Below are 25,887 nucleotides of genomic sequence, written 5' to 3' on the forward strand. Positions count from 1 at the left end.
ACTTTTTTATTAGATTTTTTCCAGAAGACCATATACCACTTGCCCCGCCTGTTTTAACTTGATTTGTTGCCACTGAGCGTTGTCTATAGGGATTTGTGTAGACGATTCTGTGTATACAAGTCCACCTGGAGATAGAAGCTTTTTGTTCACTATTTCATTGAGGCATTGAGGAATATAATTACCCGCAAATGGTGGGTCTAAAAAAATAATATCAAATTGTTCGTCACATTGTTGTAAATAAATTTTAGAGTCTGTTTTAATCAATGACAACTTGGGATTATTAAATTGCGCAATTATTTTTTGTAGATTTACATGAGCCTTTGGTGCTTGTTCTACAAAGACAACTTTAGTCGCTCCTCGTGAAAATGCTTCAAATCCCAATGCGCCACTACCAGCAAAAGCATCGAGACAACGAGCATTTTTAATGTCGTGCATTAGCCAGTTAAAAAGAGTCTCGCGAACTCGATCCGGAGTAGGTCTTAAACCTTCTACATCAGGAACGTTTAATTTTTTACCCCGGTATAAGCCCCCTATGATGCGAATAATGTGATTCAAGATCGACCAACCGTAATTAAAAGTAATATATCTGGGTTTACTTGTTGCTTAAATGCTTGCTTGACATCTTCTGTAGTCACTGCGTTGATATGAGCAATGTAACGATCCAAGTAATCATCTGGCAAGTGGTAAAAAGCCATGCGTAATAATAAATTAGCAATAGTACGGTTACTACCTAATGAAAGAGGGAAACTACCAGTAAGGTATTGCTTGGCCGCGTCTAATTCTTGTTTATTTGGTCCTTCATTAATGAATTGACGCAACGTATCTGTCGCAATTTTAAGGGCATTAGCCGCTTGATTATTTTTTGTCGATAGGCTAATGATAAAGGGTCCATAGCCAGGCATAGGCGTAAACTGGCTGGATATTCCGTAGGTTAATCCCCTTTTTTCTCTCACTTCAATAGCTAATTTTGAAACTAACGAGCCGCCACCCAAAATATAATTACCCACCATTAAAGGAAAATAATGGAGATTTTGATGATCTATTCCTATTTGACCTAAGCGCACTACGGTTTGAGAGGAAGGGAATTCCACATGTATATTTTCTGCTTTAGTTAGCTGATTTGCTTTAGCAACGGTTGCAGCTGGAAGTCCTTTAGGCAGTTCTTGTGTTAATTGTTCTGCTATTTGATGGGCCTGAGAGTTATCTATGGCTCCTACGAGAACTAATGTGGCATTACTAGCAACGTAATATTGTTTATAAAAATTGACAACTTGTTGCTTATTGAGTGTTCCAACCGTAGCAGTCGTGCCATTGACTGGATGAGCGTATGGGTGTTGCTGATATAATGCCTTAAAAAAATGGATGTTTGCTACATCATCTGGCGATTCGTCAGCTTGTTCAATAGCCATGAGTTGTTGTTTTTTTTCTTGTTCGAAGGCCTCATCAGGGAAATCAGGATGATTAATTATCTTACTGAAGGTGTTTAGAGATTGGTTCATCGCATCTTTTTTGGTCAGCGTTCTTAAGTTTAGAATGACCATATCTCTACTGACTTCGGCGTCAAATTGAGAGCCTGTATCCGCAAGGGCTTGACCTATCGCTGTTGCATCCTTACCTGCGTTGCCTTGATTTAGCATATGGGTAGTCAATGCACTTAAACCATATTGCTTGCCATCATAAGCAGAACCTGCGGCAAAGGCTAAACTGACATCCAGCATAGGTACTTCCATTGCCTGATAAAAAACCACATGAACCCCATTTGCTGTTTGCCATTTTTCTGTTTTGAAGGTATTGGCAAACGTTTGATGAGAGAGGCCTATGATGATCGCAGTAATTAATGCACTGAATATTCTCATTGTTTCACCTTATCATTGCTTAGAGGAATTAATTCTGCCTCAGTCCTATTGTTTTCTTGGAAATAGCGTTGTGCTGTTTGTTGAATTTGTTCCGCGGTAACACCATTAATTGCCTGAGTATAGTTATTCGTTTGTTGCCAACCTATGCCCACTGTTTCTAATAAACCCAACTCCATTGCTTGGCCAAAAATGGAATCTTTCTCAAAGGTTTTTTGCGCTATGATTTGGTTTTTAACTCTTTGTAGCTCTTCGTTCTTGATAGGAGTCTTTTTTAAGTCATCAAGTTCATTGAGCACCGCTTTGCGAAAGTCCTTAATCTGATGATTCTGATTGGGTGTTCCATATACAATGAATTGAGTTTGATATCTGGCATATAGGTTGTAATAAGCATCTACGCCAGTGGCTACATGGCTTCCTCTGATAAGATTTTGGGCAAATCGTGCACCTTCTCCAGCATCGAGAATTCCCGCAATAATCTCTAGTGCATAAGGTTCCCAAGCATTTTGGGCCGTTTTTACGCTAGGTACCGTATATCCCATCATGAGTAAGGGTAATTTAGCTGCAGCATGAATAGTGACTGATTTTTTACCTAAGGTGGGCGGTTCTTTAATAAGTTTGCGTTCGGCAACAAATTTTCTAGGAATATCACCAAAATAGCGTTCAGCAAGGGAATGTACTTCCTGTGGATTAACATCGCCTACAACGACCAAAGTGGCATTATTGGGAGCATAATAAGTTTGATACCATTTCTTAAGATCCTCAACACTCATTTGTTTTAGATCGCTCATCCACCCTATTACCGGGTGGTTATAAGGAGCACTCAAATGGGCTGTTGCTAAAAAACGTTCGAAAGCTAGCGCTTGGGGATTATTATCGGTACGCAAACGCCGCTCTTCCTGAATTACTTTAATTTCTTTAGCAAATTCATCAGCATTCAGTAGCAAATTTTTCATTCTATCAGCTTCCAGTTCGAAACTGGTAGCTAGACGTGAAGCAGCTATTTTTTCAAAATAGGCAGTATAATCGTTATTAGTAAATGCATTTTCTTGCCCTCCTTGAGCGGCTATAGTTTTGGAAAATACGCCCAGAGGATATTGAGGCGTGCCTTTAAACATCATGTGTTCAATGGCATGAGATACTCCGGTTATTCCTCCTGGTTCATCAGCTGATCCCACATTATACCAAACCATGGATACTGCTATGGGAGCCCGGTGATCTTCTTTAACCAATACTTTTAATCCATTATTCAAAGTAAACTCTTGAACTTGGCCGAAGGTCTGGCATGATAGTACTATCATGAAAATGGTGATGAGAATTTTGCGCACAACTTAACCTCAAAGCTAAAAAAGTGATAGAATTTCATATTTCCTAGGAATTGTACACTAAATGATTAAATGGTTTAAACGAAATCAGAATTTACCAGCTTCAGAAGCTGAGAAAAATTCACCCACATCTATTATCGAAAATAATATTGAATCAGTGCCTGAAGACCCAGTTGAAACAATTGAACCGGTGCAAGAAGTTACAACTAAAGAAGGTATCTTTGCGCGTTTTAGGCGAGGTTTAAGTAAAACACGCCACCAATTAGGGGATGGTATCAGTCGCCTATTGCTTGGAAAAAAAGAAATTAGCAAGGATTTATTAGAGGAATTAGAAACTCTATTAATTAGTGCTGATCTGGGTATAGATACGACCCAAGTTGTATTAAAGCAATTAGCAGACAGATTAGAGCGCAAAGAATTATCTAACGGTGATTCAGTACACTCCGCTTTGAAACAGCATTTGCAGAAAATACTCGATGAGTGCTCTCAGCCTTTATCATTAGACACTAACGATCAATCACCTTTTGTGATTTTAATGGTAGGTGTTAATGGCGCTGGTAAAACAACCACCATTGGCAAATTAGCCAAGCAATTTCAGAAACAAGGTAAAACAGTAATGCTGGCGGCTGGCGACACGTTCCGCGCAGCTGCGGTAGAACAGTTGCATGTATGGGGGGAGCGCAACGATATTCCTGTAATTGCTCAGCATACTGGAGCAGATAGTGCCTCGGTAGTTTTCGATGCTTTACAAGCAGCGAAGGCCCGTAAAATAGATGTATTAATTGCCGACACCGCTGGGCGTTTGCATACGCAAAGTAATTTGATGGAAGAGTTGAAAAAAGTGAAACGAGTGTTACAAAAACTCGATCCTGAGGCACCACACGAGACTATGCTGGTATTAGATGCGAGCATAGGACAAAACGCCTTGGTGCAGGCTCGTCAATTTAATGAAGCTATTGGTTTGACCGGTGTTACTATGACCAAACTGGATGGGACTGCAAAAGGTGGAATATTATTTGCTATAGCTAATGAGTTAAAAATACCATTTCGTTATTTAGGGGTAGGTGAGGGCATAGAAGATTTGCGGCCCTTCGACGCAGTTCAATTTGTTAGTGCAATATTTAATGATGATCACATTTGACCAGGTTACTAAACGTTATCCAGGGGGCTTTGAAGCATTGAGCCAGGTGAATTTTTCTTTGAAAAAAGGAGAGATGGCTTTTCTTACTGGCCATTCTGGCGCAGGAAAAAGCACACTACTTAAATTGGTTGCATTGCTGGAATGGCCTACTTCAGGTCAATTATCCGTTAATGGTTTAAATTTAAGTCATTTAAAAAAACGTGATGTGGCCATGCATCGAAGTCAACTAGGGATTACCTTCCAATCCCCTCATTTTCTAAACGACAGGACTGTTTTTGATAACGTTGCTTTACCATTGCAAATTCAAGGTATGGCTTATCCTATGATTGCTAAAAGGGTGCATGCCGCACTGGATATGGTTGGTTTGTTAAGTAAGGAAAAAATGTTGCCCGTTCATTTATCCGGCGGAGAGCAGCAACGATTAGGTATCGCGCGCGCGGTGGTGCATAAACCTGCTTTATTATTAGCCGATGAGCCAACAGGGAATCTTGATCCTAAACTTGCAGCGGAAATAATGTCTCTTTTTGAACAATTTAACCATGTTGGCGTAAGTATATTAATTGCCACCCATGATTTGGCCTTGATAGCACGTATGAAACATCGTATTGTGATGTTAAAAGGGGGGCGGATGTGTTAAAAAAAGCGCGATCGTTTTTTGCATATCATCTACAAGCGGCAACTTATAGTTTGAATTTATTATGCCGCAAGCCGGTAGCAACATTAATGACCGTAATCGTTATTGCGATTACGTTGGCCTTACCTACTCTTTTTTGGGTATTTACCTATAACATGAGTCAATTAACTACAGGATGGCAGCAAGGGGGGCAAATATCTCTCTATTTAAAGCCTGGATTAACAGAGGTTGAACAAAAAGTTTTCTTACAGAAAGTACGGGATACTGACGGCGTTGGTCAAGTTTCCTTGAAATCGTCGGCAGACGGTTTAGCTGAGTTAACGCAACAGGAGGGAATGCATGATATCATGAATTATTTGCCTGAAAATCCCTTACCTGCCGTTATTGAGGTCGCTCCTGCGGTGACTGTTGATTCCCCAGCAAAACTAGATTTGCTCACGAGGCATTTAGAAGCCTTACCTCAGGTAACCGAGGCTAAATTGGATATGGAGTGGATAAGTCGATTGCATCTTATTCTAGGTTTCGCTGCCAATTTGGCAAAAGCACTAATGTCTTTGTTAGCTTTAGCCGTGATATTAATTATTGGCAACACCTTACGCTTGGCCATTCATAACAGGCATGAGGAGATTCAGATATTAAAATTAATTGGGGCAACAGATCCTTTCATATTGAGGCCATTTCTCTATACAGGTGTTTGGTATGGAATGGCTGGCGCAATTCTTGCTGTATTTTTGGTTAATATTTTTATTTTAAGTTTAGGTACCGCCGTTAATCAATTGGCCGTTGCTTATCAAATGCATTATCCACTATCCGTATTATCAATAAGACATATCTTGCTACTGGTATTATTTGCGATTATACTTGGGTGGCTAGGAGCCAGATTGTCCGTAAAAAGACAGCTTGCTTCAATTGAGCCCTATAATTGATGTATAATTAATTTTAGTGGTACATTATCTCAAAATGGCACTGGGTTATGAAATAATTGTAGGTTGGGCCAATGGGCGCAAGCTACAATAGCCGAACCCTGAGTGTAGGTTCTATTTATAAGTTAGATGTAGTTGTTTATCTTAATTATCTTTTGCTATGCTTAGGAGTGAATAGAGAGATAAGTAATTACAAGCAGGTATTAATTTATTCTTTTTTTTGTTGATGACTGGAGGAAGAAGTATGAATCAACAGTTGCAGCTTACCGCAATGAATCTACCGGTTGGTAGTCTTGATTCTTATATTCATCGCGTAAATCAAATCCCTTTGCTCACATTAGAAGAAGAAATTGCTTATGCCGAGCGCTTTCATTCTGAAGGTGATCTTGAAGCAGCAAGACATTTAGTTCTTGCTCATTTACGTTATGTTGTTCGTGTGGCACGAGGCTATTTAGGCTATGGTCTGCCTTTAAATGACTTGATTCAGGAAGGCAATGTCGGCTTAATGAAGGCTGTAAAACGCTTCGACCCTAAAATGGGGGTTCGTCTTGTTTCTTTTGCTGTCCATTGGATTAAAGCAGAAATACATGAGTTTGTTTTGCGCAACTGGCGCATTGTTAAAATTGCTACAACTAAAGCGCAACGTAAATTATTTTTTAATTTACGGCAAATGAAGAGTCGCTTAGGCTGGCTGAGTAATGAAGAAGTCTCCGCTGTTGCTCTCGATTTGGGTGTAAGTCGTGAAGACGTATTGCTCATGGAGCAGCGTTTAAATGCTTTAGACTCTCCTTATGATGCTCCAGATATTGATGATCATGACGATGCTTTTAAGGCTCCAGAACGTTATTTATTCAATAGTAATGATGATCCTGCCTTGCTATTAGAGCAAGAAGATAGTGGGGATCAAGGACGTGAGAAGTTGTTTTTCGCTATGGAGCAACTTGACGAGCGTAGCCAAGATATTTTACAGCAACGATGGTTAGCTGACGATAAGTTAACCTTACATGATTTAGCAGAAAAATATGGTATTTCCGCTGAAAGGGTAAGGCAACTAGAGAAAAATGCCATGAAGAAAATACGTCAGTATATGGAAAATTAATTCTCTAAAAAGTCACATACTAGTTTTTCTACTCGCTCATCCATTAAAACGCTAACGTGGTCTGCCTCTGGCAATAAAGAGAGGTAGGCGTTTTTGTATTGTTTGCAAAAAACGACGGACTCTTTAGGATCTACGGTGCTGTCTTGTTCACCATGAATGCATAGGAAATGAGTCTCGGGTATTTGTGTAGTAAAATGTCGTAAACGAATCAAATTAAGATCAATTTCTGCTTGCTGGCGGATTAATTGACGTAATTGTAGATATCCATGGCCGCTAAGCTTAAATTTCCTCGCGATACTATTTACGGGGCTACGCATGTGGGTAGGAGAGGCAATCATTACGGCGCGTTCAGGCCTATTGTTTAATTGCCATTCAGTACATTGACCCGCTAAGTTTAGCATATTTAATAACATGGAGCCGCCAAACGAATGTCCTATTACTCCATAAAAGGGGCCATGTTGATTCACTATTTCTCTTAAAATGGTCACTGCATCAGGCCAGGGCAATTGTAATCCTTTAGACTCGCCATGTGCTGGAAAATCAATTGCATATACATCATAGCCTTGTTGATGCAACGCTTTAATTAATTTAACCATGTAGGCTGCGCGAGATATCCAGCCGTGAGCAATAAGAATTTTTTTTGCATTAGGATTGGTAGTGGGTTTAAAGCGATGCAATACATGGTGACGTGGGTATTCTTGATGAATCACTTCACTCCGTTTGCCCTCAATAAATTCACAAGCCATCTTCGCAAAATGTCTATATTTTTTTTCCAGTGGTAAATGAATAGGAGTAATAAAAAATTGATAGCACAATTGAGCGTGTAAAAAATCTCGCAGATAAGTGATTGAATCAGTCATCATGATGATATTCCTTACATTGGCATTTTTGAGACTCTACCTCAGTGGAGAACGGTTTCGCTGCGTTGGTGTTTGCATCCTTGTCTACTGATGCGCACACTCTAGTTCTATGTCCTATGTTTCCTCTCACTACAGGGAGATTCAAAAAGTCTAGTTTTCTTTTAGTTTAGACCAAAATTTTAATGTTTCCCTATAATCAACCTATAATTTAATTCAACAATGTTTTGTAGTAGATTCATAAACCTAATTCGGGTTAAATTAGCAATATTTAATCTTAACTAATAGTTCATTATAGGAATTTTTTTTATGCATACTTCGAATTATATTTATCACGATGGCAACCATGAACTACATGGATTTATAGCCTATGATGACGAACACAAGCATCCTCGACCTGCTGTGATTGTGGCTCATGATTGGAGTGGGCGGAATGAGTTTGCGTGTCAAAAAGCAACATTACTTGCAAAAATGGGGTATGTTGGCTTTGCCTTAGATATGTACGGACATGGCCGTGTTGGCTCTACTATCGAAGAAAAGGAAGAACTAATGGCGCCCTTAGCGGATAATCGTGAGATGTTACGCGATAGAATAAATGCCGCATTCAATGCCCTTATTACTAGGCCTGAAGTAGATAAAAATTGCGTTGCCGTAATTGGCTTTTGCTTTGGCGGTTTGTGTGCATTGGATTTAGCTCGCTCAGGAGCCGATATTAAAGGCGCAGTGAGTTTTCATGGCCTGTTAGGAAAACCAGATAACCTCGAAGCCAAAAAAATTAAGGCTAAAGTTTTAGCATTGCACGGATATGATGACCCTATGGTTAGCCCTGATGCAGTTAATGCCTTTTGCCAAGAAATGACAGAGGCAGATGTGGATTGGCAAGTACATATGTATGGACACGTTCAACATGGTTTTACCAATCCTCAAGCCCATGATACTAATTTGGGAATTATTTACAATCAAATGGCGGAGCAACGTTCGTGGCAGGCGATGACTAATTTCTTACATGAAATTTTTAAAATTTGAAAAAACATGTTGAGCATTAGACCTCTCCGGCAACTCGTCCCCTCAGTGGCGTTTCCGAAGAGGTTCATTGGTTCTTAACTCAACGTGAATAGTTGGTATAAGGGATTAAATGTTTAAGAAAATTCTGGTAGCAAATCGTGGTGAAATTGCTGTGCGTATAGTCCGTGCTTGCAAGGAAATGGGTATTATCCCTGTCGCCATATACAGTAAAGCAGATCAGTTCTCCCTTCACGTGAAAAGGGCATCTTATGCGCATTGTTTGAGTAAGAAGCCTCTTGATGCCTATCTTAATGGACAAAGAATAATAGAGTGTGCCAAGGCCAATGGATGCGAAGCCATCCATCCTGGTTATGGTTTTCTATCAGAAAATGTTGAATTTGCAGCAGCTTGTGAAAAGGCTGGCATAGTCTTTATTGGTCCATCATCTGCAGTTATTGCTACTATGGGGTCAAAAATTGCAGCAAGAGAGGCGATACGCAAAATAGGTATTCCAAGTATTCCTGGTAGTGAGGGAAATTTAGATACAGTCGAAGATGCCGTATCATGCGCTAAAGCGCTAGGATATCCCGTAATGCTTAAGGCCACTTTCGGGGGGGGCGGCAGGGGAATCCGGTTATGCCATGACGTCAGTCAAGTGAGGCAACAATTTGCTCGTGTTCAATCCGAGGCTGAGAAATCATTTGGCAATGCTCATATTTATATGGAGCGCTATATTGCTAATCCCCGTCATATAGAAGTTCAAATTTTAGGAGATCATTTTGGTAAAGTTCTTCATCTTTTTGAGCGAGACTGTTCAATACAACGTCGGCATCAAAAATTAGTCGAAATTGCACCGGCACCTTGCCTGGATAATGAGATCAGAGCTCAACTTTATCAATATGCGATAAGGGCTGCTCAAGGAGTAGGATATACCAATGCGGGCACAATTGAATTCATTCTAGATGAGCAGAACAATCCCTATTTTCTAGAAATGAACACTAGATTACAGGTTGAGCACCCTGTAACAGAGCAAATCACTGGGATTGATATAGTGCAACAGCAAATACTGATTGCTGCAGGGGAACCATTGGCTATGACCCAGGAGCAAATTACTCGTAATGGATATGCCATAGAATTCCGTATCAATGCAGAAGATCCGCAAAATGATTTTTTACCCAGTTTCGGACGCATTACTCGCTACTATGCTCCTGGTGGGCCAGGGGTTAGAACTGATAGCGCTATTTATACCGGCTACGATATTCCACCGGACTATGATTCTCTTTGTGCAAAATTAACTGCGTGGGCCTTGGATTGGGAATCTGTATTGCGCCGTGCGCGACGTGCTTTAGATGAAATGCGTATGTTTGGAGTTAAAACAACTATTCCTTATTATCTCGAGATGATTCAATCTGAAGAGTTTCAACGCGGTATATTTACTACCAGTTTAATTGATACTCACCCAGAATGGTTAAAATATTCTAATAAATCACTACCCCAACATAAGGCGGCGGTTATTGCTGCAGCAATTACTATGTATCACCAAAAATAAAATAATTATAGGAACTAGGCAAAAAAGTTGAATAGAACCCCGCCAAGTATTAATATGTCAGACATACTGTTGCTTGAAGGTGACGAATCATTACATCCAATAAAATTATTGGATGTAATGGCGTTCGTCTTTTTTCTTCTTGTATAAATCTCCTACTAGTGTCTCTAAGTACGCTATAATTAGGTATGCGCGTTTGTCTATTTCTTTAAAAATGTGCATCGCACCATTTTATTATAGAAAAATAGAGGTTTGGTAGGAGTAACTAATATGGGTGCTTTAACCGGTAAAAATTCTATGCAACTTCATCATTTTTTTGAAGAATCAGTCAAAAATTATCCAAACAATATAGCATTAATCTGTGAGAATGCCTTTATTTCATATCAAGAATTAGAGAACCGTTCTAATCAATTAGCGCACTATTTGTATTCGCAAAATATTAGTAAAGGAGGTATCGTTGGTATACTCTTGGAGCGCTCCATCGATTGTTATATTGCTATTTTAGCGGCATTAAAAATTGGTGCTGCCTATGTTCCAATAGACTCGGATTATCCTGATGAACGTATTAATTACATTTTTACTGATTTAGCATTTGATGCTGTATTGACATCCTCCTATCAATATAAACAAAAAAATCTTAATTGGCCAAGTACTTTTATTCTTGATGAACTCAGTACAATCGTTTCATCTCAATCCACAGATAAATTGCCGAGCGTTCAGCAGGCCAATGATATCGATAATTTGTGTTACATCATTTACACATCAGGTTCTACCGGTAAACCTAAAGGTGTAGAAGTAACTCATAAAAATATATGTCATTATGTTCGTGTCGCCAGTGATCTTTATGAAATGTCTGAAAGAGATAGAGTCTATCAGGGATTTTCATTGGCATTTGATGCTTCTTTAGAAGAAGTATGGATGGCTTTTGCTAATGGTGCTGCTCTTATTGCCTGTACTGAGAAAGAAGTGCGCTCCGGTCTTGGTTTGATTTCATTCTTAAAACATCATCAAGTCAGTGTTTTTTCTACAGTACCAACTTTACTGTCTTCATTAGAGGGGCAACTCCCCAATTTACGATTATTAATTTTAGGCGGTGAAACCTGTTCTGCCAATTTAGTTAAACGTTGGAGTAGGCCAGGTCTGAAGATCATGAATACGTATGGTCCTACCGAGGCGACTGTAATTGCTACATCTGCAGAATGTCATCCGGATAAAGAAGTGACTATAGGTAAGCCACTACCCGGCTATGAAGTATTTATAGTCGATGAATGTCTCAATGAAGTTACAGTTGGTAACGAAGGGGAGCTGTGTATTGCGGGGCCTGCAGTAGCTCGAGGATATGTGAATCGACCAGAAAGTACTCAGGAAAAGTTTGTTTTAAATCCTAAAGATAAAAACCAGCGTTGGTATAAAACAGGGGATCTTGCCTCAAAAGACATTCATGGTAATCTTCATTTTGCTGGTCGAGTCGATGATCAAGTGAAGTTGCGTGGGTTTCGTATCGAGCTCAATGAAATTGAAGCTGTAATAATGGGGTTTTCCGGTGTTACGCAAGCAGCAGTTTCTTTACAAACATTGGATCAACCTGCTTTGGCTGCTTATCTCACTTTAGACAAAGCTAAGCATTTTGATTTAGATCAATTTAAAGCTTATTTGCGCAATACCTTGCCTAATTATATGGTTCCCTGCTTTATTGAAATATTGGACGCATTTCCTTTATTAGCGAGCGGTAAAATAAATAGAAAAGAACTTCCGAAACCAACAGCAATTAAAACTAACAAACCCTATCAAGCACCTACGACAGAATTAGAAAAGGACATTTCAGAGGTTTGGGAAAAGATTTTGGAATGTTCCTCGGCTTCCATTGATGCGGATTTCTTTTATGATCTAGGTGGACATTCATTGCTTGCTGCTAAGGTTGTTTCTAATTTACGTCAGCTCCCTAAACTGAAGAATATATCCATTTTGGATTTATATAAAAATCCTACTATTAGCCAACTTGCAAAGAAATTCTCTAATTCTAATGCAAGTTTGGGTAACGAAGAGAGCATTCCCAGAGAAAAATATAGAGCACCGCAGTGGAAATATTATTTATGTGGTTTTGCTCAATTATTTGGCATTTTGTTTCAGTATGCTTTAAGCACGTGGCAATTGCTGGCTGTTGCATTACTTTATGCATTGAATTCAGCTGAGTTTTCACTTATCTCTCGGGAGACGCAGATAGGACTTTTTGCGCTGTTTTTGTTTCTTCCTATCATTTCTGTGATAATCCCCGTGAGCTTGAAATGGTTATTGCTGGGAAGAGTTAAGCCGGGACAATATCCACTTTGGGGGTGGTTTTATTTTCGCTGGTGGTTGGTTCATCAACTGTTAAGAACTTTATATTTAAATAAATATTTGCCTGGGACTCCATTAAACAGAATATATTATCGTTTATTAGGGGCTAAAGTTGGCAAGAATTGTCATATAGGCACCACGCTAATTGGTGTTCCTGATTTATTAACCATAGGTGATAATTGCTCCATAGGTATTGATGTAAAATTAAACGGTTACAAGGTAGAGGACGGCTGGCTTAAAATAGGCGGTATTAATTTAGGGGTTAATTCGTACATAGGTTCTCGTTCCGTTATCGATATCAATACCCAGGTAGAGGACAATGTGGTACTGGAAGAAATGTCTATGCTACCTGCTAATGTCTTAATTCCTAAGGGAGCTTATTATGCTGGTTCTCCTGCTGTTCCAAGCGTTCTTCCTCCCGATCACATAACTAGACAAAAGGTAGAAGTAGAAGAGTCTTCTACGCTGGAAAATACCTGTTTTGGTATTTTGCATTATCTGGGCATACAATTTTTGATGATTATGTACACTTTATGCTTTTTACCCAGTGTATCTCTTGTTACCTACTATTATGAACAAGGTAATTATTTAACGACGCTATTATTTGCTATTCCTGCAGGTACTATTTTATTTCTAGGGTTGCATTATCTTTCTATCATTATATGTAAAAAAATAATTTTGGATAAGATAAAACCAGGTCGATATCCCATTAGGAGTCTTTATTATTTTCGCTATTGGCTTGTTGCAAGAATGCTAGATGAGGGTGAAGTATTTATCCTGTCAGATTCTCTTTATATGCCAATGTTTATGCGTTTACTTGGAGCAAAACTGGGTAAACGTGTGGAAATGGGAGAAACACCTCATATTATTCCCGATTTAGTGACTATTAAAGATGGAGGTTTTTCCGCCAGTGCTGTTGCTATGGCGTGGCCCAAGGTTTACAACGATTCAATTACTTATGCCCCTGTAATTGTGGGGGAAAAAGGCTTTCTTGGTAACTTTAGTGTACTGCCTGGAGATAAAAAAATTGGCGATGGTGGATTGTTGGGAACCCTTTCAATTGCTCCAGAGGGTAATCAATCTGCTGAGGTTAATACTGCATGGCTTGGCTCTCCAGCCGTATTTTTACCGAAACGTGAATTATTCGTAGGATATTCTGATAAAGAAACATATAACCCATCAAAGAAAATTTATTGTACTCGGTTAGCAATAGAGTTTTTTAGGATTATTCTTCCTACTATGTTTTCTCTGGTTATCCTATTTAATTTAATTGTTGTAATGAATTTTATGTTGGCTCACAGCTCCTGGTTCGTGACCGCGTTGACCTTACCAGTTGCTGAGTTGTTTAGTGTTCTTGGACTTATAGGACTGCTGGTAGGTTTAAAATGGATGCTTTTAGGACGATTGAAGCCTTTGACCAAGCCTATTTGGGACATCTTTATATGGAAAAATGATATAGTTGAATATTCATTCAATTATTTTATGTGCTCTTACTTTGTTGAGTTAGCCTTGGGAACTCCTTATGCGTTTTTAGTCCCTCGCTGTTTGGGGAGTAAAGTTGGAAAACGTGCTTATACTGACACTGTTTCATTTTCAGAGTTCGATTTGATTAGCATTGGAGATGATGTCTGTCTGAATTCTGATGTGACGATACAAACACATTTATATGAGGACCGAATATTTAAAGTATCTAATGTTGTTATTAGCTCTGGATGTAACGTTGGAGTCGCATCAATAGTTCTTTATAACACCTTGATGGAGGAAAACGCCACTTTAGGTAGTCTTTCTCTGTTGATGAAAGGTGAACGTCTTCCTGCTAATACTGAGTGGGCTGGAATTCCAGCACAATCTACTTTAGTTACAGGAAACTTGCATCCAGTACATCAGGCAGATACAGAGGTTGTGGGAGCTACAGGCCAAGTTATTCCCGAGCTACTATAGGTATCTATCAGTTCTTTGTGATGCCTTTATAGATGGAAAATGGCCTCTTGGAATGCCAGGAGATCTACAATCGTAGGTTATTGTTATTGAAATGCATCGGTTTATTTTTTCTTATAAGGAGAATTAGGAAGAAATAAATGCCCGAAGCACCTTGTTCCTCGTTATCGAGCTGGATTTAATTTTTAAGGTATTACCGTCAAGTCTAAATCGGCTTCTATATGTTCTATTATAATTTTTATTCTTTGCTCTACAGGAATTGCCGGAAGTTCAATCAGTTGGTAGCCGAGAGTAGCGTAAGCTTCAAAAATAAGCTCACCTATTCTTTTTGCACTGAGTTGGTCTTCAACTCGAACGGCATCATAGACTATGGGTAATTGATGGCAATAAAAGATTTTTTTATATTGAGCATGCTGGAACGCATTCATTATCTGCGTTGTATTTAAATGATAATAATGAAAGTATCCTAAGCTGTCAGTTGCTCCTCTATCGAAAAAGATGAGCTGATTTCTTTGAAGACGTCTTTCTCGTTTTAAAACATTTGCCAAAATTCCCCTTTGTAGCTGATGATTATAGTGATGTAGATCGTCCAATGTATAATTATTGGCAAGTAATTTCTCAATATACTCTCTCGCCACCTCGGGGGCTATGGTATAACCCGCTGCAGCTAAGTGGTTAATTAATGTGGTTTTTCCGGACGAGGGAGCACCAGTAATTACATACCAATTTGTTTGCATATATTCATCCTGAATAAAATGTTTCGTTGAGCAATTTATCTTAGCGTAAGGTGCTATCATTCCATTCTGTACGTATGGAGAAAAAAAGTAAAATCACAACAGCATATAATTAATATTATAGGAGTAAAAATAGTAATATTTGGTCGGTTATCAACCTAAAATGTGAGTTTCCCGTAGGTCGGGCAACCGTATAGCCGACACTTGAAATTGATGAGAACAAGGAATATGGCTGTGACTAGATCTGGCATCTGCGGGTGATTCGAGATGGGAATTACAATAAGGATATTTTGTCGGGCTATTTGTAGCCCGACCTGGATTGACTCATGAATTACTGGTTGATTTATAGCAGCGAATAATTATCAATTAAACGAATATCACCTATTACAACAGCAGCAAATCGTCTATTTTGATATTCTTCAACATACTCAACCTTGATTCCTAAGGTAGTTAGTTCTTCAACGATTAAGTCACAAGGTTTGTCTTGTTGGTGGAATAGAGCCGCAAATTGGTTTGCAAGAACTTTTTGTTCCTGATTTAATCGGGTGTTGCGGGAACTATAGGCTAATCCACTTGCTTCTCTTATGGTTGGACAGGATTTTATTTCTATATCCATAAAGAAAGCGTTAGCCATTCCTTGAATTAACCAATATTGTTGGTAATCTTTTTCCCCAAAATAGGCTCTATGTGGGCGAGTTAGCTGAAGTAATTTCATGACCACAGTCAATACCCCATTAAAATGTCCCGGACGGTGTTTACCCTCCATCAATTGACAGAGTTTGTTTTCTTGAATCTGATAAGTATAACCATCTGCATAGATATCTTGATCTGTGGGCAATAGACAAAAATCTACTCCAGAGCGAGTCATTAGCTCTATATCTGCTTCTAACGTGCGTGGATAGTGAGTGAAATCGTCTAATTTATTAAATTGAGTTGGATTGATGAATAAACTGGAAACAGTGTATTTATTTTCTTTTTGACTTGTTGAAAATAAAGAAGCGTGACCTGCGTGTAGGTTACCCATAGTGGGCACAAAGCCTAGGGTAGCGTCATTGGATAGGCTTTTACGTAAGCCTATCCAATCGTTAAGGTTAGAAATAATTTGCATCAGTATCTCTTCTTAAAAAGCATATTCTTCTGTAGGAAAATTAACCTGTTGTACCTGTTGTACATAGGTATTTAACGCATCAACAAAGATGTCTTTTCCCTGGGCATATTTTTTTACAAATTTAGGGTTAAATGATGTTTGTAAACCCAGCATATCGTGCCAAACAAGGACTTGGCCATCAGTATCTGAGCCCGCTCCAATGCCAATGGTAGGAATATTTAATATTTGAGTAATGGTTCGAGCAAGCGACTGGGGAACACATTCAATGACGAGGGCAAAACAACCCGCTTGTTGTAAGTCCTTGGCTTGTTGTAATAATGCTTCTGCCTGTTCTTGATTTTTCCCCTGTACTTTATAACCACCTAATTGATGAATAGATTGTGGTGTTAAGCCAATATGTCCCATGACCGGTACCCCTGCCTTAACTAAATAAGCAATGGTCTGACAGGTATCTTCATCAGCTCCTTCTATTTTGATTGCATGAGCCCCAGCTTGTAATAAACTTTTAACTTGCTTCATGGTATGAGTAAGTGAAATTTTATGACTTAAGAAAGGCAGGTCACTAATTAGAAATTGTTTATTTAATCCTCGTGCTACTGCTTGAGTATGAAGAACCATCATGTCTATAGTCGCCATGATGGTAGTTTCATGGCCATGAACAGCCATAGCCACCGAGTCACCTACCAATACGCAATCAATATTGGATTCAGCAACAATGCGGGCGGAAGGATAGTCATAACAGGTAATCATAGAAATTTTGCTATGTTCCTGCTTTTTTCTTTTAAAGTCTTGGATTTTCATACGATTCTCCTTCTTGGGAGAAAACGAAAGGCCATAAAAAGAGTAATCTGTTTTACGGGTACCTGTCTCATGGATCAAGTCCTCCTCTATATTTAAAAGTAAAGTCACCGCCTGTAATAGGTCAGTGCGTCATTAGAATCATATAATTAAATGAGATGAAGGTGAATAGATTATTGCGACAATTTGTCTAATAGACTAGTTGTCTCTGGTGAAAGAGGCAGATAGTTATTCAAACTCTACTACTCTGGTAGAGGTCGTCTCATTTGCGGTTTTATTAGGTGATCTTAGCAATAAAAGCAAAGGAACAGCAGAAATAACTAACCACATCATGAAACGAAAATCTTGCAAATAAGCAAGGATAGTTGCCTGACGCGTTACCTCGGCATTAAGAGAAACAATCCCGGCAGCAGAGTTGATGTTTATTGCTCCTGATTGGGCTGCTTGCTGTAGACTTAGATTAAATGGGGTAATAAAAGCAGAAAATGCTGCATGGTTCGCTTGGAGATTTTGCGACAGTTTTGCCATGACAACAGAAATGCCAATGCTACTTCCTATATTTCTCAGCAAACTGAATAAAGGGGTACCATCATTGCGATATTGTGCTGGTAGGGTAGCAAAGGTTAATGTTGATAACGGAACAAAAATAAACCCCAGACCCAAACCTTGAATGATTCCTGTATAGATTATGTCAAAACTACTGATGTCAGTGTCGAACAAGGTCATTAACCATAAGGAATAACTAGTAAGCACCATCCCCAAAAAGATTTGGTAACGAGCATCTATTTTACTTGATATTTTTCCCACCACCATCATGGCAACCATAGTGCCTATACCTCTTGGAGCCAATACTAAACCGATATCGATTACTGGATAACCCATTAAACCTTGTAAAAAAGGAGGCAATAAGGCCATAGTCGCTAAAAGAATAATGCCAATGATGAAAATAAAAATAAGGCCAATGCTAAAATTCCGATCTTTGAACATACCCGGATCAAGAAATGGTTGTTTTGCAGTGAGTATGTGGCAAATGAATAAATAAATACATAAGAGTGATAGGGCACCTTCTATGATAATTTCATTGCTATTAAACCAATCTAGCGACTCCCCCCTATCCAGAAATAATTGTAATGAACCTATGGCAATGCTTAAAAAAATAAAGCCCAATAAATCAAAATGTCTCTCATGCTCCAGGGCGTTTTCTTCTAGAAAAGTCGCCAATCCCAGCCAGGCTAATAAACCTAACGGTAGATTGATGTAGAACACCCAGCGCCAGCTATAATACTCAGTTAGCCATCCTCCTAAAGAGGGACCTAAAATTGGACCTACCATGACGCCTATTCCCCAAATTGCCATGGCGGAGCCGTGTTGTTGCGGAGGATAGGTATCGAGTAGGACCGATTGCGATAGCGGGACGAGGCTGGCTCCAAAAATACCCTGCAGTAATCGAAAGAACACTATTTGTGGCAAGCTTTGCGCGGCACCACAAAGCATAGAGGCTATAGTAAATCCTACTACAGACCATATAAACATGCGTTTTCGGCCAAAACGATTACCCAAAAATCCCGTCATGGGCATAAAGATGGCTGCTGCAACTATGTAAGAAGTTAATACCCAGGAAATTTGTTCTTGGGTTGCTCCCATTCCTCCTTGCATGTAGGGCAATGCTACATTGGCAATAGTTGTATCTAGTGCCTGCATAATGGTGGCCAGCATCACTGAGAGTGTGATAAAAAGTCTTCGTGTCGGATTAATTGTTGTATGGCTTTCTTGCATTTTGGATGTCACGCTCTTCTTAAGATGTTTTCTGTGCAGCATCATTTCCTGATTTAGTATCAATTTTCACCCAAGAACTTAATCCTGAACGCAGCAAGGGATTATCCGGAGCCGGCAGCAATTTAATTTTAACTGCTATGCGCTGAGCGACTTTAACCCAATTTCCTGTAGCATTTTGAGCTGGTATGATGGAAAATTCTGAGCCCGTTGCTGGACTGATACTCTCGACTATTCCATTCCATTTTTTTCCTGGATACACATCAATAGTTGTTGTGACATTTTGCCCTATACGAATATTAGTAAGATCTTTTTCCGGAAAATTAGCTTCAATCCAAGGACGTTGATTGGCTACAAGCGTCATGGTAATGGTGCCAGTAGTAATATATTGGCCTAATTTGGGGGGAGCACTGATAGAACCAGGCATCGAGGCTCTGATTTCAGTATGAGCTAGGTCTAACTTTGCTTGGTCCAATTCTGCTTTTGCAGCTAAATAACTAGGATGTTTTTCAACAGGCTCTTCCACGCCTCCCGCAAGAGAGTCTGCTAAACGTTGTAAATCATGTCCTGTCGTCACTAGTTGTTGCGCGGCAATTTCGGCCCCTTCTTTGGCATCATCAAGGCTAGACATAGAGGTAAAATGTTTGGCTGCCAGATCAGTCTGCCGTTTTTTATTCCGCAGGGAAAAAGCATATTTTGTTTGAGCCAGAGCAATTTCTGCTTGTTTTTCACGGTAGCTAGATTTTAGAGCTAAGATGTTTATTTTTGCTTGTGCTAATTGTGATTCAGCTTTAGCTAATGCCACTTGAAAAGGCTGAGGATCAATGCGATACAATAGTTGATTCTCTGTAACTGCCTGATTTTCTTTAACCAAGACTTCCTTAATTACACCAGAAACCTGGGAACTAATGGGAACCTTGTCTGCTTTTACATAAGCATCTTCTGTTTCAACATAACGACCGCTCATCAGATAAACACTCGCTACAAGTAGGCTAAGAATTGCAGGTATCCCTACAAGAAGAATAAAACGCTTATTTTTCGTTTTTTGCTGAGATGATATTTCTTTATGTTCGTTTGCTTCATTCATTTATTGACCTTTATATCAACAGACAATCTAGGGTATTATGCGGGTAGTTTATAATAACAGGTTTCTTATGAGATTCATTGAAAAATTAGCTACTCCTGGCGAGCATCCTCTGCTATTGCAAGGCTTGGCTGGCCAATTAGAGGCGGTGTTAACAGTTCCTGAACAGATAAAGGATAACGCGGTTGCTTTTCTTGGACATCCTCATTCGTTGCAGGGTGGTTCCATGAGCAACAAAGTGGTGACTACTTTAGCTCGAGTTTTTAAAGAATTAGGCATTCCTTCATTGCGCTTTAATTTTCGTGGCGTGGGGCAATCGGAGGGAGCTTATGATAATGGAATTGGGGAAAGTGATGATATGATTGCTTTGGTGAAGGCATGGCAACGGGAACAACCTGAAACCAAGTTAATATTTGCGGGCTTTTCTTTTGGTTCTTATGTTGCTTATCGCACTGCGGCTCAATTCGCTTCAATGTTGCTAATTACCATCGCACCGCCAGTGCATCATTATGATTATACCGAATATAATCCTCAACCAGATCCATGGTTAATTATTCAAGGGGACGCTGATGAGGTAGTACCCTATTCTTTGGTAATGAACTTTGCTCAACTGGCCTCACCTGCAATACCCGTCATTGAGTTTGCTGATACGGGGCATTTTTTCCATGGAAAATTGATAGAGCTTAAAACCAAGCTCATTGAGTACGTTCGCCCTCAGGTTCTTGCACTATGAGTTTGGTCAACCAATATGAAGCTGCCATTTCGCGAGGTGAAATTGATAACGATCCCTTGCAAAGAGAACTTTTAGTGCATATGCAACGATTGAATGATGAGCTCAGTCAATCGGAGTCTTCTTGGTGGCGTTGGTGGAAGAATAGTTCAATTAAAGGTCTTTATGTATATGGTCCGGTGGGGGTTGGGAAAACTTATTTAGTTGATTTATTTTTTGAGCATGTGGCCGCGCAGAAAAAAGCACGATTTCACTTTCATCATTTTATGCAACAGGTTGATGCTCAATTAAGGCGATTACAAGGGAAAAAGGATCCTTTACAGCAAGTTGCGAAAGAGATTGCAAAATCTATTCGCTTGTTATGTTTTGATGAGTTCTTAGTCCATGATGTTGCTTATGCTATGATTTTGGCTGAATTGTTGCAGGCCCTGAATGCTCAAGGCGTCATTTTAGTTATTTCCTCAAATACAAAGCCAGATGAGCTGTATTTAAATGGAGTGCAACGAGCACGATTCATGCCTGCGATTGAGCTGATTAAAAAGAATTGTGATGTATTTTTTTTGAATGAAAAGAGAGATTATCGTTTAGGACGAGAGCCACTATTAGAGGCTTATTTATATCCTTTAAATGAATTGACTGAAAAAAAAATGCAAGAGCAGTTTCTTGTATTAGCCAAGGACGTTCAAAAAAATGGATGCATCACCGTGCAAAATCGAGCTATTCCTTACTTGCAATGTGATGAAAAATCTATTTGGTTTGTTTTTGATGTTTTATGTAATTTGCCGCGAAGTCAATTAGATTACTTAGAAATAGCTGATAAGTTTGATAATATATTCATTAGCGGTATTCCTCGGTTGACAGAGAATCACACCGCACAAACGATAATGTTCATTCATTTCATTGATGTCATGTACGATCGGGGAATTAATGTCATTATCTCTGCGGATGTTCCTGCGCAAGAGCTGTATGTTAAAGGAGAAATGCAAGAAACATTTAAACGTACTTTGAGTCGTTTGAATGAGATGCAATCGGTTGATTATCTTAGACGTCATCCACGACGCATAGTAAAGAATATGCTGTAAGCCTCTGTTCTCAAATCACATCCTGAGGTATCTGGTAGGTAGGTGCTAAGCGCGGCCCAAAAGAAGATTAATGTCGTTGCAAGCCGACAGATCAGCCGCAAGCGAATAGGGCACCACGATTAAATTAAGACACTATTGGATCCCGAGCAAGTTGCGGGACGTAGAGAAAAAGTAAAATTCCTTTGTTGGTGGTGGTTAGGTGATAGAGAGGGATAGAACGACAAGGATGCGGAGGGACTAAAAAGATAGACGGGCAAATAAGTAGGAAATGTTTATTTTTTTACATAATTGAGAATGATTCTCGATATCATTTGTGTTAAAATTAATTTATCTAGAATAGAGTGTTGTTCCATCATGCAAATTAGTGATTTAGTACAAGGAGATAGAGTGCGATTGGTTGATTTTGGCTCAACAGAATCGCAGTATAGACGTAGATTGTTATCTCTTGGCGTTACTCGTGGTGTAGAGTTTTCCGTTGTTAGAATGGCACCATTAGGTTGTCCTGTGCAAATTGAGGTCAGGGGGACTTCCTTAACATTACGTAAAGAAGAGGCGAGCCAATTGATATTGGAGCGCTTATGACTCACATAGTATTAATTGGAAACCCTAATTGCGGTAAAACCACTCTATTTAATGCACTCACTGGTGACAATCAACGGGTAGGAAATTGGCCAGGAGTAACGGTTGAAAAGAAAACTGGACAATTACAGCTTGGTGAGCAACTCATAGAAATAACTGATTTACCAGGAGTCTATTCTCTAGTCGCTAATGCCGAGGGTTTGAGTCAGGATGAACAAATCGCAGCTCAGTCCATCGTCACTATAAAATCTGATTGTATTATCAATGTGATAGATGCGTGTCATTTAGAGCGACACTTGTACTTAACCAGTCAACTTTTTGAACTAGGTAAGCCTGTTATTGTTGCTCTCAATATGATGGACATTGCTGAGCAGAGGGGGATTTCTATTAATGTTCAGGCATTGGCAAAACAATTGGGTTGTCCTGTTGTTCCAATACAGGCACATAAAAACATTGGTATTACTACGTTACAAAAAGCATTAGTACAACTGCCTCCAACCGTTTCCCCTATAAAGCTATCCTTGACGCAGCCTATTCAAGAAGAATTAAATAAGTTAGAAGCACAATTAATTAATAAAGGACATACCCCATCCCTTGCTTATTACTATTCGCGCCGACTAGCCGAGGGCGATTGTCTTGTAACTGATGGGAATATGAAAATTGATTTAGCTCAAATTTCTACAGCGGATCTAGGGCTTGATGTGATCTTGGCTGATGTTCGTTATCAGAAAATTCATGAAATTGCTTCTTTTGTACAACAAAAGCATAGCGATGCTAGTGAACATTTTACGGCAAAATTAGATAGGATAGTGTTGCACCGTTTTTGGGCTTTGCCTATTTTTTTCGCAATGATGTATTTGATGTTTTTATTTGCTATTAACATAGGCGGTGCATTTCAAGACTTCTTTGATATCAGTACAGATACTATTTTTGTGAAAGGGAGTTCCTGGTTGTTGCAACAATGGCATGCTCCTCATTGGTTGATTGCCATCATTGCTAATGGTATTGGAAAAGGTATTAATACTACCTTGACGTTTATTCCGGTGATTGCCTCGATGTTTTTCTTTTTATCTTTATTAGAAACATCAGGATATATGGCACGAGCAGCTTTTGTTGTTGATAAAGCAATGCGAGCCATGGGGTTACCAGGAAAATCATTTGTTCCCATGATTGTTGGTTTTGGATGTAATGTGCCTGCTATTATGGCTGCCCGCACTCTCGACTCAGAGCGTGATCGCTTGTTGACTGTGATGATGAGCCCCTTTATGTCATGTAGTGCTCGTTTGGCTATTTATGCTGTATTTGTCGCTGCCTTTTTTCCTAGTGGTGGTCAAAATGTAGTGTTTTCGTTATATTTTATAGGTATTTTGATGGCTGTTTTAACGGGTTTTATTCTGCGTAAAACTACATTAAAAGGGCATGCATCACCTTTGATTTTAGAGTTACCTGCATATCATAGACCCGCAATAAGACGTTTATTTAAAGAAATGTTTTTCCGATTGAAATTTTTTGTTTTGCGAGCAGGGAAACTAATTATTCCAATCTGTGTTATTTTGGGTGGGCTAAATGCAATTACTTTAGATGGCGGTATTAATTCAGGTGAGGCCAGTACTCAATCGCTATTGTCCATCGTTGGGCAATGGGTAACCCCTTTATTTGCTCCTATGGGCATTCATCAAGATAATTGGCCAGCTACTGTCGGTTTATTAACCGGAATGCTGGCTAAAGAAGTTGTCGTGGGTACGTTAAATTCTCTTTACGCACAGGTAGGGCATGTAGGTGAGGTTGCAGCCGCCCATTTTGATTTTTTGGGGGGTATTTACGATGCCTTATGGTCTATTCCTAATAATTTATCCCAACTCGGTGCTGCATTGTTGAATCCAATAGCTGCGAGTGCTGATGATGGCCAGTTATCTCAGTCAGTTTATGGAGTCATGTTTCAGCGCTTTGATGGCAAAATCGGTGCTTATGCTTATCTGTTGTTTGTGCTTCTTTATATTCCCTGTGTCTCTACTATGGCAGTTATTCGCCAAGAAGCGAATAAACGCTTGATGTGGTTCTCTGTGACGTGGTCTTTTTTTGTTGCCTATTTTGTGGCGGTAATTTTTTATCAGAGTGCAAAATTTTTAGAACATTCACAACATAGTCTAATTTGGATTATTAGCATGTCGTTCGTTTTAATCGGCGTTGTCACGCTATTTTATTATGGTGGACAAATTGTGAGGAGGCAAAGTGCTACTACAAATACGTGATTTCATTCGTCGTGAAGGCGTAGTGAGTACTCAGCAATTAACCCGAGAGTTTCGCTTGGAGTTGTCCGCATTACAGCCTATGTTGGATTTATGGGTACGTAAAGGAATGATACGAAAATGCCAGGAGAAAGCTAATTGTCAAAGCACTTGCTTTAAATGTCGCATTCAACCTCCCGAGTATTATCAATATTTTACTGCATTATGAGTATAATCGCTTAAATGTAACCTTTTCTTTCGTGATGACGGGTAGCTATAGTTCGTCATATTTAAATTCATTACTGTCTTTGCTGTTAATTATTATTCCAAAGAACCACTTTTACAGGTTTTTTACCTTTTCAAACTGTATCTATCGTGCTCATCAATTAAAATTGGGCTAATATAGCAAATATCCCCTTAATATTTGGGTAGAAAAAATGTCAGAGACAACAAATAAAGAAAAACCAGGTATCACAGAAACTACACTTGATTTTCGCAAAGCAATGATTGAAGAGGATCTTAGTAATCCTATTACATTGGTTGAGCGGGTTTATCAAATATGGTGGCATTGGGCCGATTTTCATCTTTATATTTCATCTCCCCATATAGAAAGGATTTCTCCTCCAATAATTATTGAACCAGAGATAATATCCGGAACCAATGAAAAGGAGTTTGTTTATAATATTCTTGATTCAGGGTATAAACTGTCAACTTCAAAAAGCCAGGACATGATGAGTGCTGGAATGTCTATGTGTAAGTTGTACTTCACCATAGAAAAAATGATAGACATCCTTATTTCTCGCCTCAAATCTGGAGGGATTAGTACAGAAACGGAAGTGCAGGTTGCTTTCGGTGGGCATGAACTGCCTCAAAGAAAGGCCTTTGAGTCTATCATTAACTTAAGTTATAACGTAGTTGTTACTAATTTTGAACCTGGTGAGTGGGGCGAACGTTATTTGTCCAATGTGAAACGCATGGCAGACAAATACGGTTATCCTCCAGAGGCTCCACGAGATACTTATAAGGTATCGCACAGCCCTAGTTCTGCTGGGATTAAACGGGGTTAATGTTTCTGGTGGAGAATATAGTCGAATCATCTAATAATGATTAAGT

Annotated in this window: 22 protein-coding genes; 13 read left to right on the top strand and 9 right to left on the bottom strand. The window is 39.3% G+C overall.

Features of this window, described 5'->3' with window-relative positions; translation table 11 throughout:
• Positions 1–9: 9 nt before the first annotated feature.
• From rsmD to LFA_RS01795, 3 genes are read right to left on the bottom strand one after another with little or no spacing between them, the layout of a single operon-like run.
• Positions 10–555: a 16S rRNA (guanine(966)-N(2))-methyltransferase RsmD gene (rsmD, locus tag LFA_RS01785; RefSeq protein ID WP_045094665.1), complete on the bottom strand. Its 546-nt coding sequence runs from the start codon at positions 553–555 to the stop codon at positions 10–12.
• Positions 552–1,856: a M16 family metallopeptidase gene (locus LFA_RS01790; protein WP_045094666.1), complete on the bottom strand. Its 1,305-nt coding sequence runs from the start codon at positions 1,854–1,856 to the stop codon at positions 552–554. The genes rsmD and LFA_RS01790 overlap by 4 nt, the downstream gene beginning before the upstream one ends.
• Complete coding sequence (locus tag LFA_RS01795; protein WP_045094667.1) at positions 1,853–3,181, bottom strand: M16 family metallopeptidase; 1,329 nt, start codon at positions 3,179–3,181, stop codon at positions 1,853–1,855. Before LFA_RS01795 ends, LFA_RS01790 begins: the two co-directional genes overlap by 4 nt.
• A 61-nt stretch (positions 3,182–3,242) precedes the next feature.
• Here LFA_RS01795 and ftsY point away from each other — a divergent pair, with 61 nt between their 5' ends.
• The 4 genes from ftsY (at position 3,243) to rpoH (ending at position 6,975) form a co-directional block, all read left to right on the top strand.
• The gene (ftsY, locus tag LFA_RS01800) at positions 3,243–4,319 is read left to right on the top strand and encodes a signal recognition particle-docking protein FtsY (RefSeq protein WP_045094668.1); all 1,077 of its coding nucleotides are present in this window, start codon (positions 3,243–3,245) and stop codon (positions 4,317–4,319) included.
• Positions 4,306–4,956 carry a cell division ATP-binding protein FtsE gene (ftsE, locus tag LFA_RS01805; RefSeq protein ID WP_045097348.1) on the top strand — a complete coding sequence of 217 codons (651 nt, stop codon included), beginning with the start codon at positions 4,306–4,308 and terminating at the stop codon, positions 4,954–4,956. Before ftsY ends, ftsE begins: the two co-directional genes overlap by 14 nt.
• Positions 4,950–5,879, top strand: coding sequence for a permease-like cell division protein FtsX (ftsX, locus tag LFA_RS01810; protein WP_045094669.1), 930 nt, complete (start codon positions 4,950–4,952; stop codon positions 5,877–5,879). The genes ftsE and ftsX overlap by 7 nt, the downstream gene beginning before the upstream one ends.
• Before the next feature lie 241 nt (positions 5,880–6,120).
• Positions 6,121–6,975, top strand: coding sequence for an RNA polymerase sigma factor RpoH (gene rpoH / locus LFA_RS01815; protein WP_045094670.1), 855 nt, complete (start codon positions 6,121–6,123; stop codon positions 6,973–6,975).
• Here rpoH and LFA_RS01820 read toward each other — a convergent pair.
• Positions 6,972–7,838 carry an alpha/beta hydrolase gene (locus tag LFA_RS01820; protein WP_045094671.1) on the bottom strand — a complete coding sequence of 289 codons (867 nt, stop codon included), beginning with the start codon at positions 7,836–7,838 and terminating at the stop codon, positions 6,972–6,974. The genes rpoH and LFA_RS01820 overlap by 4 nt on opposite strands.
• Before the next feature lie 303 nt (positions 7,839–8,141).
• Between LFA_RS01820 and LFA_RS01825 the strand changes: the two genes are divergently transcribed.
• The 3 genes from LFA_RS01825 (at position 8,142) to LFA_RS01835 (ending at position 14,661) form a co-directional block, all read left to right on the top strand.
• Entirely contained in the window at positions 8,142–8,858 is a 717-nt protein-coding gene (locus tag LFA_RS01825; RefSeq protein WP_045094672.1) for a dienelactone hydrolase family protein, read from the top strand.
• A 109-nt stretch (positions 8,859–8,967) separates the two neighbouring features.
• A complete protein-coding gene (locus LFA_RS01830; protein WP_045094673.1) occupies positions 8,968–10,386 on the top strand; it encodes an acetyl-CoA carboxylase biotin carboxylase subunit in 1,419 nt (472 codons plus the stop codon).
• Between the two features lie 267 nt (positions 10,387–10,653).
• Positions 10,654–14,661, top strand: a complete 4,008-nt coding sequence (locus tag LFA_RS01835; protein WP_231865885.1) for a Pls/PosA family non-ribosomal peptide synthetase — start codon at positions 10,654–10,656, stop codon at positions 14,659–14,661.
• 182 nt (positions 14,662–14,843) lie between these two features.
• On the opposite strand, the gene LFA_RS01840 is transcribed toward LFA_RS01835, so the two are convergent.
• The 5 genes from LFA_RS01840 to LFA_RS01860 all read right to left on the bottom strand — a co-directional run bounded on the left by LFA_RS01840 (position 14,844) and on the right by LFA_RS01860 (position 20,158).
• Positions 14,844–15,395, bottom strand: coding sequence for an AAA family ATPase (locus tag LFA_RS01840; RefSeq protein WP_045094674.1), 552 nt, complete (start codon positions 15,393–15,395; stop codon positions 14,844–14,846).
• A gap of 340 nt (positions 15,396–15,735) precedes the next feature.
• Positions 15,736–16,500, bottom strand: coding sequence for a pantoate--beta-alanine ligase (gene panC, locus LFA_RS01845; RefSeq protein ID WP_045094675.1), 765 nt, complete (start codon positions 16,498–16,500; stop codon positions 15,736–15,738).
• Positions 16,501–16,512: 12 nt separating this feature from the next.
• Entirely contained in the window at positions 16,513–17,301 is a 789-nt protein-coding gene (gene panB, locus LFA_RS01850) for a 3-methyl-2-oxobutanoate hydroxymethyltransferase (RefSeq protein ID WP_045094676.1), read from the bottom strand.
• 225 nt (positions 17,302–17,526) lie between these two features.
• Complete coding sequence (locus LFA_RS01855; protein WP_231865886.1) at positions 17,527–19,086, bottom strand: DHA2 family efflux MFS transporter permease subunit; 1,560 nt, start codon at positions 19,084–19,086, stop codon at positions 17,527–17,529.
• Positions 19,087–19,093: 7 nt separating this feature from the next.
• Entirely contained in the window at positions 19,094–20,158 is a 1,065-nt protein-coding gene (locus LFA_RS01860; RefSeq protein ID WP_045094677.1) for an HlyD family secretion protein, read from the bottom strand.
• A 67-nt stretch (positions 20,159–20,225) separates the two neighbouring features.
• Here LFA_RS01860 and LFA_RS01865 point away from each other — a divergent pair, with 67 nt between their 5' ends.
• The 6 genes from LFA_RS01865 to LFA_RS01890 all read left to right on the top strand — a co-directional run bounded on the left by LFA_RS01865 (position 20,226) and on the right by LFA_RS01890 (position 25,841).
• On the top strand, positions 20,226–20,888 hold the full coding sequence (locus LFA_RS01865; RefSeq protein ID WP_045094678.1) for an alpha/beta hydrolase: 663 nt from the start codon (positions 20,226–20,228) through the stop codon (positions 20,886–20,888).
• Positions 20,885–21,967 (top strand): cell division protein ZapE, encoded by a 1,083-nt coding sequence (gene zapE / locus LFA_RS01870; protein ID WP_045094679.1) that lies wholly within the window; start codon positions 20,885–20,887, stop codon positions 21,965–21,967. Before LFA_RS01865 ends, zapE begins: the two co-directional genes overlap by 4 nt.
• Positions 21,968–22,321: 354 nt before the next feature.
• A complete protein-coding gene (locus LFA_RS01875) occupies positions 22,322–22,549 on the top strand; it encodes a FeoA family protein (RefSeq protein WP_045097351.1) in 228 nt (75 codons plus the stop codon).
• The gene (gene feoB, locus LFA_RS01880) at positions 22,546–24,798 is read left to right on the top strand and encodes a Fe(2+) transporter permease subunit FeoB (RefSeq protein ID WP_045094680.1); all 2,253 of its coding nucleotides are present in this window, start codon (positions 22,546–22,548) and stop codon (positions 24,796–24,798) included. Before LFA_RS01875 ends, feoB begins: the two co-directional genes overlap by 4 nt.
• The gene (locus LFA_RS01885; protein WP_045094681.1) at positions 24,779–25,003 is read left to right on the top strand and encodes a FeoC-like transcriptional regulator; all 225 of its coding nucleotides are present in this window, start codon (positions 24,779–24,781) and stop codon (positions 25,001–25,003) included. Before feoB ends, LFA_RS01885 begins: the two co-directional genes overlap by 20 nt.
• Before the next feature lie 208 nt (positions 25,004–25,211).
• Entirely contained in the window at positions 25,212–25,841 is a 630-nt protein-coding gene (locus LFA_RS01890) for a hypothetical protein (RefSeq protein ID WP_045094682.1), read from the top strand.
• Positions 25,842–25,887 lie beyond the last annotated feature (46 nt).

It is taken from the genome of Legionella fallonii LLAP-10 (genome assembly GCF_000953135.1).
Classification (GTDB): domain Bacteria; phylum Pseudomonadota; class Gammaproteobacteria; order Legionellales; family Legionellaceae; genus Legionella; species Legionella fallonii.

Coding starts and splice junctions, on each gene's coding strand:
- LFA_RS01790 (WP_045094666.1), bottom strand. CDS start 1,856: ATGAGAATATTCAGTGCATTAATTACTGCGATCATCATAGGCCTCTCT.
- ftsY (WP_045094668.1), top strand. CDS start 3,243: ATGATTAAATGGTTTAAACGAAATCAGAATTTACCAGCTTCAGAAGCT.
- ftsE (WP_045097348.1), top strand. CDS start 4,306: ATGATCACATTTGACCAGGTTACTAAACGTTATCCAGGGGGCTTTGAA.
- rpoH (WP_045094670.1), top strand. CDS start 6,121: ATGAATCAACAGTTGCAGCTTACCGCAATGAATCTACCGGTTGGTAGT.
- LFA_RS01820 (WP_045094671.1), bottom strand. CDS start 7,838: ATGATGACTGATTCAATCACTTATCTGCGAGATTTTTTACACGCTCAA.
- LFA_RS01825 (WP_045094672.1), top strand. CDS start 8,142: ATGCATACTTCGAATTATATTTATCACGATGGCAACCATGAACTACAT.
- LFA_RS01830 (WP_045094673.1), top strand. CDS start 8,968: ATGTTTAAGAAAATTCTGGTAGCAAATCGTGGTGAAATTGCTGTGCGT.
- LFA_RS01835 (WP_231865885.1), top strand. CDS start 10,654: ATGGGTGCTTTAACCGGTAAAAATTCTATGCAACTTCATCATTTTTTT.
- LFA_RS01840 (WP_045094674.1), bottom strand. CDS start 15,395: ATGCAAACAAATTGGTATGTAATTACTGGTGCTCCCTCGTCCGGAAAA.
- panC (WP_045094675.1), bottom strand. CDS start 16,500: ATGCAAATTATTTCTAACCTTAACGATTGGATAGGCTTACGTAAAAGC.
- panB (WP_045094676.1), bottom strand. CDS start 17,301: ATGAAAATCCAAGACTTTAAAAGAAAAAAGCAGGAACATAGCAAAATT.
- LFA_RS01860 (WP_045094677.1), bottom strand. CDS start 20,158: ATGAATGAAGCAAACGAACATAAAGAAATATCATCTCAGCAAAAAACG.
- LFA_RS01865 (WP_045094678.1), top strand. CDS start 20,226: ATGAGATTCATTGAAAAATTAGCTACTCCTGGCGAGCATCCTCTGCTA.
- zapE (WP_045094679.1), top strand. CDS start 20,885: ATGAGTTTGGTCAACCAATATGAAGCTGCCATTTCGCGAGGTGAAATT.
- LFA_RS01875 (WP_045097351.1), top strand. CDS start 22,322: ATGCAAATTAGTGATTTAGTACAAGGAGATAGAGTGCGATTGGTTGAT.
- feoB (WP_045094680.1), top strand. CDS start 22,546: ATGACTCACATAGTATTAATTGGAAACCCTAATTGCGGTAAAACCACT.
- LFA_RS01890 (WP_045094682.1), top strand. CDS start 25,212: ATGTCAGAGACAACAAATAAAGAAAAACCAGGTATCACAGAAACTACA.